General features: G+C 51.3%; 12 protein-coding genes. 5 read left to right on the top strand and 7 right to left on the bottom strand.

Going from position 1 to position 14,424, the window contains the following annotated elements:
* Positions 1 to 7: 7 nt before the first annotated feature.
* Positions 8 to 1,528, bottom strand: coding sequence for an acetaldehyde dehydrogenase ExaC (exaC, locus tag VPR01S_RS16755; protein ID WP_021706553.1), 1,521 nt, complete (start codon positions 1,526 to 1,528; stop codon positions 8 to 10).
* Between the two features lie 248 nt (positions 1,529 to 1,776).
* Between exaC and VPR01S_RS16750 the strand changes: the two genes are divergently transcribed.
* Both VPR01S_RS16750 and VPR01S_RS16745 read left to right on the top strand, forming a co-directional pair.
* The gene (locus VPR01S_RS16750) at positions 1,777 to 3,543 is read left to right on the top strand and encodes a sigma-54-dependent Fis family transcriptional regulator (protein ID WP_021706552.1); all 1,767 of its coding nucleotides are present in this window, start codon (positions 1,777 to 1,779) and stop codon (positions 3,541 to 3,543) included.
* A gap of 142 nt (positions 3,544 to 3,685) precedes the next feature.
* Positions 3,686 to 4,318, top strand: a complete 633-nt coding sequence (locus VPR01S_RS16745; protein WP_021706551.1) for a hypothetical protein — start codon at positions 3,686 to 3,688, stop codon at positions 4,316 to 4,318.
* 52 nt (positions 4,319 to 4,370) lie between these two features.
* Here the strand turns inward: VPR01S_RS16745 and VPR01S_RS22890 are convergent, their stop codons facing one another.
* The 4 genes from VPR01S_RS22890 to zwf all read right to left on the bottom strand — a co-directional run bounded on the left by VPR01S_RS22890 (position 4,371) and on the right by zwf (position 8,378).
* Positions 4,371 to 4,508: a hypothetical protein gene (locus tag VPR01S_RS22890; RefSeq protein ID WP_021706550.1), complete on the bottom strand. Its 138-nt coding sequence runs from the start codon at positions 4,506 to 4,508 to the stop codon at positions 4,371 to 4,373.
* A gap of 167 nt (positions 4,509 to 4,675) precedes the next feature.
* Complete coding sequence (gene gnd / locus VPR01S_RS16740; RefSeq protein WP_021706549.1) at positions 4,676 to 6,124, bottom strand: decarboxylating NADP(+)-dependent phosphogluconate dehydrogenase; 1,449 nt, start codon at positions 6,122 to 6,124, stop codon at positions 4,676 to 4,678.
* 38 nt (positions 6,125 to 6,162) lie between these two features.
* Entirely contained in the window at positions 6,163 to 6,879 is a 717-nt protein-coding gene (gene pgl, locus VPR01S_RS16735) for a 6-phosphogluconolactonase (RefSeq protein ID WP_021706548.1), read from the bottom strand.
* Positions 6,876 to 8,378: a glucose-6-phosphate dehydrogenase gene (gene zwf, locus VPR01S_RS16730; protein ID WP_021706547.1), complete on the bottom strand. Its 1,503-nt coding sequence runs from the start codon at positions 8,376 to 8,378 to the stop codon at positions 6,876 to 6,878. The genes pgl and zwf overlap by 4 nt, the downstream gene beginning before the upstream one ends.
* A gap of 299 nt (positions 8,379 to 8,677) precedes the next feature.
* Between zwf and VPR01S_RS16725 the strand changes: the two genes are divergently transcribed.
* The 3 genes from VPR01S_RS16725 to VPR01S_RS16715 all read left to right on the top strand — a co-directional run bounded on the left by VPR01S_RS16725 (position 8,678) and on the right by VPR01S_RS16715 (position 12,479).
* Positions 8,678 to 9,214, top strand: coding sequence for a glutathione peroxidase (locus tag VPR01S_RS16725; protein ID WP_021706546.1), 537 nt, complete (start codon positions 8,678 to 8,680; stop codon positions 9,212 to 9,214).
* Positions 9,215 to 9,301: 87 nt separating this feature from the next.
* On the top strand, positions 9,302 to 10,222 hold the full coding sequence (locus VPR01S_RS16720; protein WP_021706545.1) for an AraC family transcriptional regulator: 921 nt from the start codon (positions 9,302 to 9,304) through the stop codon (positions 10,220 to 10,222).
* 124 nt (positions 10,223 to 10,346) lie between these two features.
* Positions 10,347 to 12,479 carry a TonB-dependent siderophore receptor gene (locus VPR01S_RS16715; protein ID WP_021706544.1) on the top strand — a complete coding sequence of 711 codons (2,133 nt, stop codon included), beginning with the start codon at positions 10,347 to 10,349 and terminating at the stop codon, positions 12,477 to 12,479.
* A 49-nt stretch (positions 12,480 to 12,528) separates the two neighbouring features.
* Here VPR01S_RS16715 and VPR01S_RS16710 read toward each other — a convergent pair whose 3' ends face one another.
* Both VPR01S_RS16710 and VPR01S_RS16705 read right to left on the bottom strand, forming a co-directional pair.
* Complete coding sequence (locus VPR01S_RS16710; RefSeq protein WP_021706543.1) at positions 12,529 to 13,806, bottom strand: TRAP transporter large permease; 1,278 nt, start codon at positions 13,804 to 13,806, stop codon at positions 12,529 to 12,531.
* Positions 13,803 to 14,357 carry a TRAP transporter small permease gene (locus VPR01S_RS16705; protein WP_021706542.1) on the bottom strand — a complete coding sequence of 185 codons (555 nt, stop codon included), beginning with the start codon at positions 14,355 to 14,357 and terminating at the stop codon, positions 13,803 to 13,805. Before VPR01S_RS16705 ends, VPR01S_RS16710 begins: the two co-directional genes overlap by 4 nt.
* Positions 14,358 to 14,424: the final 67 nt, after the last annotated feature.

Here is a 14,424-nt window from a genome sequence, read left to right as displayed (position 1 = left end):
CTATTCTTCAGAAGAAACCGAGTGGATTGACATCATAGCTCACTAGCAAATTTTTAGTGTTCTGGTAGTGGTCGAGCATCATCTTGTGGGTTTCCCGACCAATTCCGGATTTTTTGTAACCGCCGAACGCGGCATGAGCCGGATAGGCGTGGTAACAGTTAACCCAGATTCGGCCCGCTTCAATCTTACGCCCCATGCGGTACGCTTTGTTGGCATCCCGTGTCCATACGCCGGCTCCTAGCCCGTATTCAGTGTCGTTCGCGATCGCCAGCGCTTCGGCTTCGTCTTTAAATGTAGTTATCGCAATCACCGGCCCAAAGATCTCTTCCTGAAAAACACGCATCTGATTATTGCCCTTGAGCATTGTTGGCTGAATGTAGAAGCCATCACTCAGATCGTCTTTCTGCGGCGCAACGTTACCGCCGATCAATACTTCGGCACCTTCCTGGCGGCCAATTTCAAGATAACTGAGAATTTTATCGAATTGTTCCTGAGAGGCTTGCGCGCCGACCTGAGTCTCCGTATCGAGCGGGTTACCCTGTTTGATGGTCTGAGCCCGCTCAATGACTTTGGCGATAAACTGGTCGTAGATGGATTCATGGATCAGCACCCGCGACGGACAGGTACAGACTTCCCCCTGATTGAAAAAGGCCAGCAAGATGCCCTCAATGCATTTGCTGAGGTACTCATCTTCGTGATCAAATATATCTTCAAAGTAAATGTTGGGTGATTTGCCGCCCAGCTCAACGGTGGAAGGAATTAAATTTTCCGCGGCGCATTTGAGGATGTGATGGCCGACGTCGGTCGAGCCTGTAAAGGCCAGCTTCGCGATACGGTTGCTGGTGGCCAGCGCCTGACCCGCTTCCGAACCGAAACCGTTGACCACATTAATGACGCCCGCCGGGATCAGATCGCCGATCTTTTCCATCAGAATCAAGATCGAGGTCGGAGTTTGTTCTGCCGGTTTCAGCACCACGCAGCAACCGGCAGCCAGCGCGGGTGCCAACTTCCAGGCGGCCATCAACATTGGGAAGTTCCACGGAATGATCTGGCCGACTACGCCGACCGGTTCAGGAAAGTGATAGCTCGCTGTGGTCGCGTCCAGCTCAGCGGCACTGCCTTCCTGAGCCCGAATACACCCAGCGAAGTAACGAAAGTGATCCACCACCAAAGGTAAATCCGCGGCGAGTGTTTCTCGTACTGGCTTGCCGTTTTCCCATGTTTCAGCCACGGCCAGCTCTTCCATGTGTGTCTCAATCCGGTCCGCAATTTTCAGCAAAATATTGGCTCGCTCGGTGACGCTGGTTGCGGCCCATTGCGCCCGGATACCGTGCGCGGCATCCAAGGCTAGATTGATATCGTCTTCCGTAGAGCGGGCGACCTTGCAGTATGGTTTCCCGTTCACCGGTGAACAGTTGTCAAAATACTCACCTGTGACTGGTTGGCGCCACTCACCTCCGATGTAGTTATCGTAATGACTTTTAAATTCAATCACTGAGCCGGCTTGGCCGGGTTGCGTGTAAATCATGGTTCGATCCTTCTCGTTTGTGTTTGCGTTTTTTGTTGTTTAGTGTGCGCATCGCACATGTTCCATCTCTGTTTAAAACGCAAATCACAGGCCAGACTGAGAAGATTTGTTGTTAAAAAAATGTAACGCTATGATTAAGGGATAATAACAATCCGAATCAGACACACCTTTGCCAGGCTGGGAAACCGATGCCAGTGTTCAGAGTGTGGCGAAATGACACAGCGAACATGTAACGAAATGGAACAGTTATGCAGTTATCTACCCCGACGCCGGATCACTGGTTATCCTCTTCCTGGCAACGGAGCGAAAAAGCGGGCCTGAGAGCCCGGCGCCTGCCCGATGACGTACGTTTATCTCCTGCGATGCTCAAAGCTCGGAGGGAAGAGACCGCTAACCTGATCGATGCGGTGAGTGCACAGGCATTGCCGCTGTTTAATCAACTGTTTGCCCGCAGCGACAGTCGTTTGATCCTGACCGATACCGAAGGGGTGATTCTGGCCAGTTGGGGACAGCCTGAATTTCGTGAAAAACTCACCACCATTGCGTTGAGTTCCGGAGCGTGCTGGCAGGAAAACCTGAAAGGCACTAATGCCATTGGCACGGCTTTGATCGAGCAGCAACCGGTCAGTGTGATCGGTGATCAACACTACATTTTGCAGCATCGCTTCATCAGTTGTTCCGCTTGTCCTATTTTTGATCACCGTGGGAACATGATCGGGCTGCTGGATGTGACCAGTGAGCAGCAACAACACGACAGTTCGACTCAATTGCTGGTGCAGAACATGGTTCAGCGCATACAAAACCAACTGTTGAACTGGATTCCTAATGCCGCTCTCAGAGTTGACCTCGCCCTCGACCCTGCGTTGTTAACCAGCGGTTGGCAGGGTATTCTGATTGCCGATGAAACCGGGCTGGTGGTGGCGCACAATCAGGTGGCTTCTCAGCTGCTGGCACAGCATCCGGTGCTGGGCAACTCGGTGCAGGATGTGATTGAACTGACCCGAAGTCCTATGAATTTGGCCGTTGCCACTCAAGAGCTGGGTCAGCCCACGTCGACGACTGCCCGACGATCCTACTCGGCATCCACCTTGCTGCATTGTGGTGATGAGCAGATCGAACTGGCCTGGCAGCAGGCAACCCGGGTGATCGACCAAGACATCTGTCTGTTGATCGTCGGAGAAACTGGTGTGGGTAAGAATGAGTTTGTCAAAGCGCTGCATCAGCAGAGCGGCAGGCGCAAAGCGCCTTTGGTCTCGGTGAACTGTGGCGCACTGCCCGCAGATCTGGTGGAATCCGAATTGTTTGGCTATGCGCCGGGGGCGTTCACGGGCGCCAGTCCGAAGGGATATTTGGGTAAGATCCGCCAGGCTCATCAGGGGATTTTGTTTCTCGATGAAATTGGCGATCTGCCACCGCAGGCACAAAGCCGTTTATTACATGTCTTGCAGGATAAGCAGGTTGCGCCAGTTGGATCGAACCAAAGTGAAACGGTGGATATTCAGATCATTGCGGCTACGCATAAAGACTTGTCACAACTGGTCAGTGAGGGAGGTTTCCGTCAGGACTTGTTCTATCGGTTGAATGGCTTGCTGCTTGAACTGCCGCGGTTGGCCGAACGGCAAGACAAACAGGCGCTGATACATACGATGCATCAAAAATACGCTCAGCCTGCCGATCAAACCTTGTGTCCTGCGTTACTCGCTCGACTGCTTAGCTACCCCTGGCCAGGAAACCTCAGAGAGTTGGACAATCTGTTGAAAGTGGCGGCGTTGATGGCGCAGGGAGAACCGACCCTGACACTGAACCATATTCCACTTCATCTACAAAAAACGCTGACCCAAACTGTGTCTCAACCTGCCGCTGAGAAAGATCTGCGCACCACGGTCGATGAAACTTTGTTGGCGACCTATCGTGCCAATCAAGGCAATATCAGTAAAACGTCACGCATGCTGGGCGTTAGTCGTAACACCCTGTATCGCAAGTTAAAGGCGCTAGGGGTTCGGTGCAAGGCGTAACGTATTAGCATATTAAGTTAGACTAATATTTGTTGATATTATTGCGTTTTAGTCTATTTTGTACGGTGTTCAAGATTTAATTGAACGATGTTTTATTTGGTGATAATTTCCTGCCAGTTATTTAATTCAGGAAATTGTTCAAATGAAACGAATCGTTACTGTCTCTTTAATGTTGGTGATGAGCTCTGGTGTAATGGCGGCACAAGGGTCACTGGGTAAGTACAGTTATGTTGGCGCGGGATTACAATATGGGGAACAAAAGAGCCATAGTCTGGGGGCATTTCTCGGGGATGATTACAAGAATAAAGGTGCCCGTGATCTGTTTGGTGTGAATGCGACTGCAAGTTTCTCTCCTCAGGCATTAGATGGATACGCAAAAATCGAATACGAAGGAACCACGGCCGGGAATACAGACATCAGTAATACGTTTTTGGCACTGGGTGGTTACCAAAATTACCAGCGTTCCTCTCTTTTCTACAGCCTGGGTGTCAATAATTATCAAGTTGAACGGGATCATCAGAACGGTGGCTCTGCCAAATTTGACGAGTATGGGGTGGCGGCGGATATCGGTTTTGCTTACGCTGTAACTCCGTTTCTGGCGCTCACGCCGCGCTATCGGATTTCGTATCTGGATGAGCACGTAATGAACGACTACAAGCTCACGTCGCAATTCATGTTGGGAGAGATGGTGTCTCTGGAACTGTCCGGTGGTTACAACACCTATCGGGATGCTGAGCAGTTCAATGCTCAGACCGCGCTTAAGTTTGCTTTCTGAGTGGGAAATAAAAAGAGCACCTTTTGGTGCTCTTTTTGTATCAAACCGACGCTTACAACCCGCCTTGTTGCTGCGCCTGTCTGACCATCGCCTGACGTTGAGTTTCCTTCTCGGACTGAACTTCATGTTCCTTATGTGTTTCACCGTCCGCTGCCTGCGGAACAAAGACATAGTACTTATTGATAGTCATCGTCGAAATCTCTCATTCAAGATTAATCCACTGAACACCCTGAGGTGATCACGGGCCCCGGAATTTCCGAGTAGACAAAAAATAGAGGATGTTAACCTTGTTAACATCCTCCTTGATGCTCAAATTTTAGGCGTAGGCTTGGGGCTGAATCCGCTCCAAGTTACGTCTTATACGTCGTACGTAGTCGACGCCGTGTCACCGCCTGTACCAGTCCAGTTGGTGTGGAAGAATTCACCACGTGCACGGTCAGTACGCTCATAAGTGTGCGCGCCGAAGTAGTCACGTTGTGCCTGTAGCAGGTTCGCTGGCAGACGAGCAGTGGTGTAACCGTCCAGGAAGGTCAGGGCAGACGTCGTACATGGCATAGGAATACCGGTTTCCAGCGATTTCGCTGCTACTTTACGCCATGCGGCCAGGCTACCGGTCAGGATGCCTTTGAAGTAATCATCAGAGCCCAGGAATGCCAGGTCCGGGTTCGCTTCGTATGCATCACGGATGTTGCCCAGGAATGCAGAACGGATGATACAACCACCGCGCCACATCAGAGCCACGTTACCGTAGTTCAGGTCCCAGCCGTTTTCGTTTGACGCTTCACGCATCAGCATAAAGCCTTGTGCGTAAGAGATGATTTTTGAAGCCAGCAGCGCTTGACGCAGTGCATCAACCCACTCTTGTTTGTCACCCTCAACCGGAGTGATGGTTTTGCCAAACAGTTTTTCTGCTTCAACACGCTGGTCTTTCAGTGCAGACAGGCAGCGCGCAAAGACAGATTCAGAGATCAGAGTCAGTGGAATACCCAGATCCAAAGCGTTGATACCTGTCCATTTACCGGTACCTTTCTGGCCTGCAGTGTCGAGGATCTTCTCAACCAGTGCTTCACCGTCTTCATCTTTGTAGCCAAGGATGTCAGCAGTGATTTCGACCAGGTAGCTGTTCAGCTCAGTTTCGTTCCAGTCAGCGAACACTGCCTGCATTTCGTCGGCTGTCATGCCCAGGCCATCTTTCATGAACTGGTAAGCTTCTGTGATCAGCTGCATGTCGCCGTATTCGATACCGTTGTGAACCATTTTCACGAAGTGGCCAGCGCCGTCGTTACCGACCCAGTCACAGCATGGCTCGCCCGCATCCGTTTTTGCAGAGATTGCTTGGAAGATAGGTTTCACTGCTGGCCAAGCTTCTGGTGCGCCACCTGGCATGATAGACGGTCCGAAACGAGCGCCTTCTTCACCGCCTGATACGCCAGTACCGATGAAGTGGATGCCTTTTTCGCGCAGTGCTGCAACGCGGCGGTTAGTGTCTGGGTAGTTTGTGTTACCACCGTCGATGATGATGTCGCCTTTGTCCAGCAGAGGAACCAGTTGATCGATGAACGCGTCAACCACCGCACCAGCACGAACCATCAGCATCACTTTGCGTGGTGCTTCCAGTTTATCAACCAGCTCTTGCAGCGTGTATGCGCCAACGATGTTAGTGTCTTTTGCCGGGCCTTCCAGGAATTCGTCAACTTTTGCTGCAGTACGGTTGTGCGCTACCACTTTGAAGCCGTGGTCGTTCATGTTCAGGATGAGGTTCTGGCCCATTACTGCCAGGCCAATTACACCGATATCACCTTTCATTTTATTTCTCTCCAATTACTCTTTCGACAAGCAAGCGCTTAAGCAATCTTTGCTGCTGCGTCTGAATCTAAATACCACTCCGTTTCACCAGTTGTAGACTGGATTTTGGCTGCCGGATAAGGCAGATCTTCAGCCGGAGTTGTGTGAATTTCGTAAACGATCTCGGCTTTACCTGCGCCAAGAACGAGATAACTGATGCGTTTTGCAGCTTCCAGTACTTTCGCGGTTTTCGATACGCGAAGCTGGCCGGATTCAGGATGGCTCGCAACCACAGACAAGTTCTCGTCGTCGTAGTTGGTCTTGCCCGGGAACAGGGAAGCGGTGTGGCCGTCGGCGCCAACACCCAGCAAAATCCAGTCAAATACGGGCGTGCCGCTCTCTGATGGGATGACGTCTGTCATCTCTTGTGCAAAGCGCTGCGCTTCAGCTTGTGGCTCATTTTCACCCAAGATGCGGTGAATGTTGCCTGCTGGAATGTCGATTTGGCTGAACAGCAATGTGTTCGCTTCACCGTAGTTGCTTTCTGCATCATCCGGTGCCACACAACGCTCATCGCCCCACCAGAAATGCAGGTTCTGCCACTGGATAGAGGTGGCGTAAGCGTCAGAAGCCAGCAGTTTAAACAGCATTTTAGGTGTGCTGCCGCCAGACAGTGAGATGTGCACAGGGCGACCCAACTCACTGTAGGCTTTCATGTCATTCGCTAGGGATTCGACCACGGCATCGGCCGTCGGGAATATCTTGTGATTGATCATAGTTCGCAGTAATCCGTGTCGGTTAGGTTCTTACAAGGGAAGCGCCATGCGCGGCCATCGCGCTCCAGTAACTGGTCAGACTCTTTCGGCCCCCAGGTACCACAAGCGTAGCCAAACAGTGACTGCGGATCCTGTTTGAAATCGAGGATCGGCTGAACGTATTTCCAGCAAGCTTCCACAGCATCGCTACGTGCAAACAGAGTGGCATCGCCATTCAGTGCGTCAAGCAGCAGACGTTCATACGCCGTCAGCATCTGAGTTTCCTGCAGCGACGCGTAGTGGAAGTTCATTTTCACTTCTTTAGCGTTGAATCCGGCGCCCGGCTCTTTGAGGCCGAAGCTCATCTGAATGCCTTCGTCTGGCTGGATACGGATGATGAGCTTGTTCTCTGGTGCGTTCTGGCCAAACACCGGGTGTGGCGTGGCTTTAAAGTGAATCACAACTTCCGTCACGCGTGTCGGCAGGCGTTTACCGGTACGCACATAGAAAGGCACACCGTTCCAGCGCCAGTTGTTGATGTAGGCTTTCAGGCCCACATAGGTTTCGGTGCGTGAGTCTTCTGCCACGCCAGGTTCTTCGCGGTAGCCCGGTAGGAACTGACCACGTACATCAGAGCCGGTGTACTGACCCATCACCAAGTTGTTACGCAGATCGTGTTCTTCGAGTGGTTTCAGACACTGAAGCACTTTCACTACTTCATCACGCATTGCGTCGGCGTTAATTTGCGCCGGTGGCTCCATACCGACCATGGCCAGCACTTGCAGCAGGTGGTTCTGGAACATGTCACGTACCGCGCCTGAGCCGTCGTAGTAGCCGCCACGTTCTTCTACGCCGAGGAATTCTGCCCCGGTGATCTCGACGTACTCAATGTAGTTGCGATTCCACAGTGGTTCGAACATCGCGTTGGAGAAGCGAAAAACGAGCAGGTTCTGAACGGTTTCTTTGCCCAGATAGTGGTCGATACGGTACAGCTGATGCTCTTGGAAATGCTCGTGGATGTCTTTATCCAGTTTACGCGCCGATTCCAGATCGTAACCAAAAGGTTTTTCGATGATCAGACGTTTCCAGCCGTTGCTCTCGTCATTCAGACCATGAGCGGCCAGACTAGCAGGGATAACACTGTAAAGGCTTGGTGGGGTTGCGAGATAGAAGAGCGTATTACGCTGTTCGAAGTTATATTCATCAGCCAGTTGGTCGAGGCGGGTGACCAGTTTGGCGTAATCTTGGGTATCAGAAGTGCTGATGGCCTGGTAGTGAAGGTGGTTGATAAAAGCATCCAGCGTCTCTGGTTCAGTTTTTTCCATTTCCTGAAGCGAGCGCTTAAGCTTCTCTCTGTATGACTCATCACTGTATTCAGTTCGGCTGACGCCTAAAATCGCAAAGGATTCCGGAAGCTGTTTATTCGCGTAAAGGTGGTAAAGGGCAGGGATCAACTTACGGTAAGTCAGGTCCCCGGACGCACCAAATATCACGATGCTACTATTTTCAGGTATTACCATCATCTTTCCTATAAGGGCGAGGTACTTAAATCAGTATGCGCAACGTTAGCAGCGCCACTTACAAATAGATAATAGGTCGTGCCTATTAAAGCGATAGGCAAAACACAGGGTCTTGGGCGTATGAAACGGCAGGGTATTGTCTACGACTCTTTGACATACATCAACTATTGAGAAGGCAATCGATTAAATAATGACGCGTTTTTGTCATAAATTATTAATAAATAATGAAATTAAGTCTTGGTGATCTTTTCCTTACAGCGTAGGTAAAAAGCTCTAAAGTGGTCAAAAAGGAGACAAATATGAAATGGACAGCATTGAGCCTCATCCCTCTGCTCATGACTGGGGTGGTGCAGGCGGAGAGTTGCCCGGCGGTGTTACAGGGCAACCAGCAACTGTTGAACTCGACCCAGTCAATCAACTTGTGCGACTCGTTTCGCGGCAAAACGCTGTTGGTGGTGAACACGGCCAGCCAGTGTGGTTTTACGCCTCAGTTCGAGGAGTTAGAAGCATTGTATCAAACGTACAAACAACGGGATTTTGTTGTGGTTGGTTTTCCTTCCAATGACTTCTATCAGGATCGCGGCAGCGAGGAGAATAGCGCCAAGGTGTGCTACCTCGATTATGGTGTAACGTTCCCAATGATGGCACGCAGTTCGGTCAAGGGCAGTCAGGCCAATCCGGTGTTTGCCGAAATTGCTCGCCAGGCCGGTGTCACGCCACGCTGGAATTTTTATAAATACCTGATTGATAATCAGGGAAATGTGGTCGCCACGTTCCCAAGTTCTGTGTCTCCGACATCTCCGCAGTTGATCTCGTTACTGGAACAGCAATTGTGAGCCTTATGAATGTAAAACGGATTGCTTATTTGCGCGAATGAGTGAATGTGAGAGACTGAATTCATTCAGGAACATTGTGAAACCGTCATGGCATCAGAGTCTCACGCAGAAAAGTCGTCAGCCGCACTAAACCGCATCGGCAAAGCGCTCGATTTTATTCATGATAATCTGGATAGCGCGCTTTCCCTCGATGAGATTGCCCAGCAAAGCTGTTGGTCGCGCTGGCAACTGCAACGCGTCTTTCAGCATCAGACCGGTACGACGGTTGCTCAATATGTGCGTGAATTGAAACTGAGTGAAGCTGCTGAACGCTTGCTCGACGGTCAGCAGCGCATCATCGATATTGCGCTCAGTCTGGGTTTTAACTCAGAGATAAGCTTCAGCCGGGCATTTAAGCAGATGTTTAACCTGAGCCCGCGCGCTTATCGTCAAACCGGACAACGCACTGGTCTGCGTAAACCGATTCAACGTCCCACCTTACCCGAGCATGAGCGACACCAAGTGCCATTGGTTGATGTCCGTGTCGAAAGCCGTCCGTCGTTTCAATTGACGGGCGTTCATGACTCGATTCATGGTCTGTTTTCTACGACGCCGGATTTTGCGGAGAAAGTGCCGGCGTTATGGCAGCAGCTAGAACAAAAACTGCAGCCACTGTCTGCAGCGTCCTGCCCCAAGTTGGGCGTGATTGATGTAACACACGCGCCGTCGGAAGGTGGTCAATTGACGTATTGGGCTGGGTTGGCATCCAACACTCTGACCGCTGAAGGATTGAGCATATGTACGGTACCAGCGCAGACTTATGCGGTGCTCAGACATCGCGGTCCGATTGATCGCTTACCCGTCACGCTGCACTGGTTTATTGTTCATTGGTTGCCTGAGTCGGGTTACCGCGGCATCGATGGTTTTGAACTCGAATCCTATCCTCCCGGATACGCTGCCGATCAGCATGACGCGGTCATGGAGTATTGGCTCCCTATTATTCGGATGTGCGCCTCACCATTGCGCTGATTTGAGTGTTTTGTCAGTGAAAAGTCGCAGGATGCACCAAATTGTTAACTTTCGTCTCCTTAAATAAGTAGAATGCAAATGATATTTATTCTTATTAAGAAAGGCATTGGTATTCGAGGAACACATGCAACTTCCAACACACATCCAACGTTCGACTATGACGTTAGCGCTGCTTGGCGTCTTAACGACGCCGGTATTCGCTGCTGACACCACATCATCAGCTCAGCCAGATACAATGACGGTTTTGGGCAAAGCGTACCGCAACACCGCAACCAAGTCGGCGCTTGAACCTGAAGAGACGCCACAGGGCATCACCGTCATCGATGAGGAGCAATTAGAGCAGCGTGGCGTACAGTCACTGAATCAGGCACTGCGTTACGCGCCAGGGGTGGTGACGGAAACCAAAGGGGCGGCGGTGACCATGTACGATACCTTCACCATTCGAGGGTTTGCGGTCAATCAGAGTTATTACGATGGTTTGGTCTTGCAAACGCTCAAAGGTTGGAACCTTCAGCCGCAAATTGATCCAATCATGCTGCAGCAGGTCGAAGTGTTCAAAGGTCCGACGTCAGTGCTTTACGGAGCGATGCCTCCTGGTGGGATGGTCAATATGATTGCCAAAACACCTCAGCAGAGCTCTGAGACTAAAATCGGCGTCGCGACGGGGTCACGCAATCTGATGGAAGCGTCAGTAGACTCCACCGGCCAGCTGGGTGATAGCGATCTGTCCTACCGTTTGATTGCTCTGGCACGCAAGCAGGATGGGCAGGTCAACCATACCGAAGAAGAGCGCTATGTGATTGCTCCGTCGCTTGACTGGCAGGTCAGTGACCGCACGCTGATTAATGTCAATCTTTACTATCAGAACGATCCGTCGATGGGAATGAACTCGTCGTTGCCAGCTTCTGGCATGTTGGTGCGTAATCCAAATGGCTCCACGTCGCCGTCTACTTTTGCAGGCGATACTGCGTGGAGTAAATTTGAGCGTGAAGTTCTGATGCTGGGCTACAAAGTGAACCACGATTTTAACGCGAACTGGTCGTTCTTACAGAACTTCCGCTACAGCGATGCTTCGTTGACACAGCACAACACGTACCACACGGCCGCGAATTTTGATTCTGCCAGCGGCACACTGGTGCGCAACATCTACAGCACGGAAGAGGAATCGACAGGCTATGTGGTGGATAACCAGTTGTCCGGCCGGTTCACTACGGGCGCGGTTCAGCATAACTTGTTGTTAGGTGTAGATTATCAGAAGCTGGACGGTGAGTCAGATTACAAAGAGTACGCCACCAGCGACAGTGCGTTTTATGCGTTCAATGTATTCCAGCCCAACAATCACTTGCTCAGCTCTGGCAGCCTGAGTGAGGTTTATCGGATGCAGGATGATGTCAGTAGTGAACAAACCGGGTTCTACTTCCAGGATCAACTGCGTTGGAATCAATGGGTGTTGATTGCAGGTGGACGGTATGACCGCTTTGAGTCGGAGAGTTTTGGTCAGAAAGCAGACGATAACCAGTTCTCTTATCGGGTCGGTGCTTTGTATGCATTCAGTAACGGTGTAGCTCCGTATCTCAGCTACGCCACCAGTTTTGAACCTGTGGCCGGTGTCAGTCAGTTTGGTCGGGCGTTTAGCCCCGAAACCGCCGAACAGATTGAGGCGGGAATCAAATATCAGTCACCACAACGTGAGGTCGAAGCAACGGCGTCATTGTTCCACATTACCAAGAAAGACGTGGTGATCACCGATCCGTCGTCGGCTAACTACCAGAGTGATCTGCAAGTGGGTGAAGCCGTGTCACAAGGGGTTGAGTTACAGGGCCGCTGGTTTATCAATGCCAATGCGGATATCTCAGCCAGTTATACCTATACCGATATGGAAATTACCGAGGACAGCGATAACGGCCTGGAAGGGACGACACCGATTTACGTACCGAAAAATATGGCCAATATCTGGGGCAATTACTACGTCTACAATGGGCTGCTGAACGGCAGTCGCTTGAGCCTCGGTGCCCGCTATGTTGGTGAAATGCAGATGGATGCCACCAATACTCAGGGTAAAGTGCCATCGTACACGGTGGTGGATGCGTCGCTTGGCTATGATCTGGGGGCCCTGAGTGATTCGCTTCACGGGGTAACCGCCAACCTGATCGCCAATAATGTATTTAATGAGGAATACTCGACTTGTTACGATCAGGCCAACTGCTGGTACGGTGCGGAGCGAAGTGTCGAACTCAGCGTCAAATACGCCTTTTAACCAGACAAAGAAAGCAGCCTACAGGCTGCTTTCTTTCGGTTTCCATGTGTTAGCGAAAGGCCAGATCGCGTAGTGCCAGTGAAATCCACGGGAAGAAGATCAGCATTATGGACACCAGGAGCAAGATAAACACAAATGGAGGAGTACCGCGAATGACCTCGACATAAGGACGTTTAAACACGGCAATGGCGGTGAAAATATCGCAGCCAAATGGTGGGGTGGCAGAGCCGATGGCTGCCTGCAGGGTGACTATCGTGCCGACCAATACCGGATCAAGACCGGAGGATTTGATCACCGGGGCAAAAATCGGGATCAGGATCAGCATCACCACTATCGGATCAACAAACATGCAACCGATGAAAAACGCCACTGAAATGACAATCAACAGTTCAGTCTGGCTCAAGTCATTAATTCCAATCATACCCAGCAGCTCCTGCGGGATCTGCGCAAAGGAAATCACCCACGAAAACGCACTGCCAGCGGCAACGAGTATGAACACCACTGCGGTGACCATGCCCGTCGAGAGGGCAATGTCGCCAAGCTCTTGCCATTTCACCTTACGAAAGACCACCATCTCAAGCAGCACGGCATACAACACAGAGACAGAAGCCGCTTCGGTTGGGCTGAAAATGCCTGCGTATATACCACCCACCGTAATAAGCGGGAAGCCAAACGGCAGCAAGGCTTTGCGCACCACTTTGATGCGCGTTTTCCAACTGGCTTTGGGCGCGTTGGTGACATCATCGTTGCGCGCATACCAGTAACAGTAGAGCGAAAAGAGCAACATGATCACCAGCGCAGGGCCGATACCGGCAATGAACAGCTCGGCCACTGAGGTACCGGAAACCACACCGTAAATGATCATGCCGATACTGGGAGGGATCAGCAGCGCCAGATCGGATGCGTTGATAATGAGCGCCAGAGCAAAGCTGTCTTTGTAACCGTATTCGAGCATTTTGGGCCGCATGATGGAGCCGACGGATACCACGGTGGCCTGAGTGGATCCAGATACCGCACCAAACAAAGCGCAACTGAGTGAGGAGGTGATTGCCAGCCCACCGCGGATGTGTCCGACAAATGCCATCGCGACGTCAAGCAGTCGGGTGGCGGCAACGCCTCGGGTGATGATTTCGGCCGCCAGAATAAACATAGGGACCGCAACCAACGCGGCCGGCTTAATGCCTGCCAGCATTTGCTGGATCATAAAATCCGGCCCCAGCCCCAAATAGACAATAAAGCCGAGCATGGTGGCAGCCAGCAGAGGAACCAACATTGGGAAACCACACGCCAGCAGCGCAATCATAGTCACAACTAAAGCTGTGGTCATAGCATCTTCTCCTGTTTCGCCGATTGAGTCAGGCGGGCGGTTGAGGCATTTTGCCTGGTTGTCTGGCAGATAAAGCGCTTGAGTTTATTCAGGCCGACGCGCAGAAACTGAAGGGCACTGAAAAACAGCCCCAATGGCGCAATCAGGTAAACCCAGCTGAGCGGGATCTGCATCGCGGGGGACAGACGCCCCATCTGCGCCACTTTGCCTACGTACTGCCACGCGTACCAGGTGAGCATGGCGACCAGTAACCCGGTCAGCAAATAGATGGTGCCGTCGGCCAGCAGTTTGAGACGGGCTGGCAGCATGTCGGTGAACGCAGTCATACGGATATGGCGTGACTGGCGAGCGGCGTAGCTGCATCCGATAAAAGTGACCGCAACGATCAGGAAATAATTGAGTTCTTCAGAGAAATAGAGACTTTGATTGAACAGGTACCGTCCAAGGACGTTGGCGATTGAGTTAGTGGCTATCAATAATATTGAGCCGATGAGCAGCGCCGCCTCCGCTTTCTGTATGTAGTTATCCAGCCACTGAAAAATCCTTTTCATTGCACTGCTCCCATGTTGTTAAATATGCTAATGAAACGTTATCTGTTTCATGACATTCAAGTCAATT

Origin of the sequence: Vibrio proteolyticus NBRC 13287, assembly GCF_000467125.1 — a bacterium.
Lineage (GTDB): Bacteria > Pseudomonadota > Gammaproteobacteria > Enterobacterales > Vibrionaceae > Vibrio > Vibrio proteolyticus.
Note: the sequence above shows the minus strand (reverse complement) of the source record. Positions and strands in the feature narration are given on the sequence as shown.

Coding starts and splice junctions, on each gene's coding strand:
- exaC (WP_021706553.1), bottom strand. CDS start 1,528: ATGATTTACACGCAACCCGGCCAAGCCGGCTCAGTGATTGAATTTAAA.
- VPR01S_RS16750 (WP_021706552.1), top strand. CDS start 1,777: ATGCAGTTATCTACCCCGACGCCGGATCACTGGTTATCCTCTTCCTGG.
- VPR01S_RS16745 (WP_021706551.1), top strand. CDS start 3,686: ATGAAACGAATCGTTACTGTCTCTTTAATGTTGGTGATGAGCTCTGGT.
- VPR01S_RS22890 (WP_021706550.1), bottom strand. CDS start 4,508: ATGACTATCAATAAGTACTATGTCTTTGTTCCGCAGGCAGCGGACGGT.
- gnd (WP_021706549.1), bottom strand. CDS start 6,124: ATGAAAGGTGATATCGGTGTAATTGGCCTGGCAGTAATGGGCCAGAAC.
- pgl (WP_021706548.1), bottom strand. CDS start 6,879: ATGATCAATCACAAGATATTCCCGACGGCCGATGCCGTGGTCGAATCC.
- zwf (WP_021706547.1), bottom strand. CDS start 8,378: ATGGTAATACCTGAAAATAGTAGCATCGTGATATTTGGTGCGTCCGGG.
- VPR01S_RS16725 (WP_021706546.1), top strand. CDS start 8,678: ATGAAATGGACAGCATTGAGCCTCATCCCTCTGCTCATGACTGGGGTG.
- VPR01S_RS16720 (WP_021706545.1), top strand. CDS start 9,302: ATGGCATCAGAGTCTCACGCAGAAAAGTCGTCAGCCGCACTAAACCGC.
- VPR01S_RS16715 (WP_021706544.1), top strand. CDS start 10,347: ATGCAACTTCCAACACACATCCAACGTTCGACTATGACGTTAGCGCTG.
- VPR01S_RS16710 (WP_021706543.1), bottom strand. CDS start 13,806: ATGACCACAGCTTTAGTTGTGACTATGATTGCGCTGCTGGCGTGTGGT.
- VPR01S_RS16705 (WP_021706542.1), bottom strand. CDS start 14,357: ATGAAAAGGATTTTTCAGTGGCTGGATAACTACATACAGAAAGCGGAG.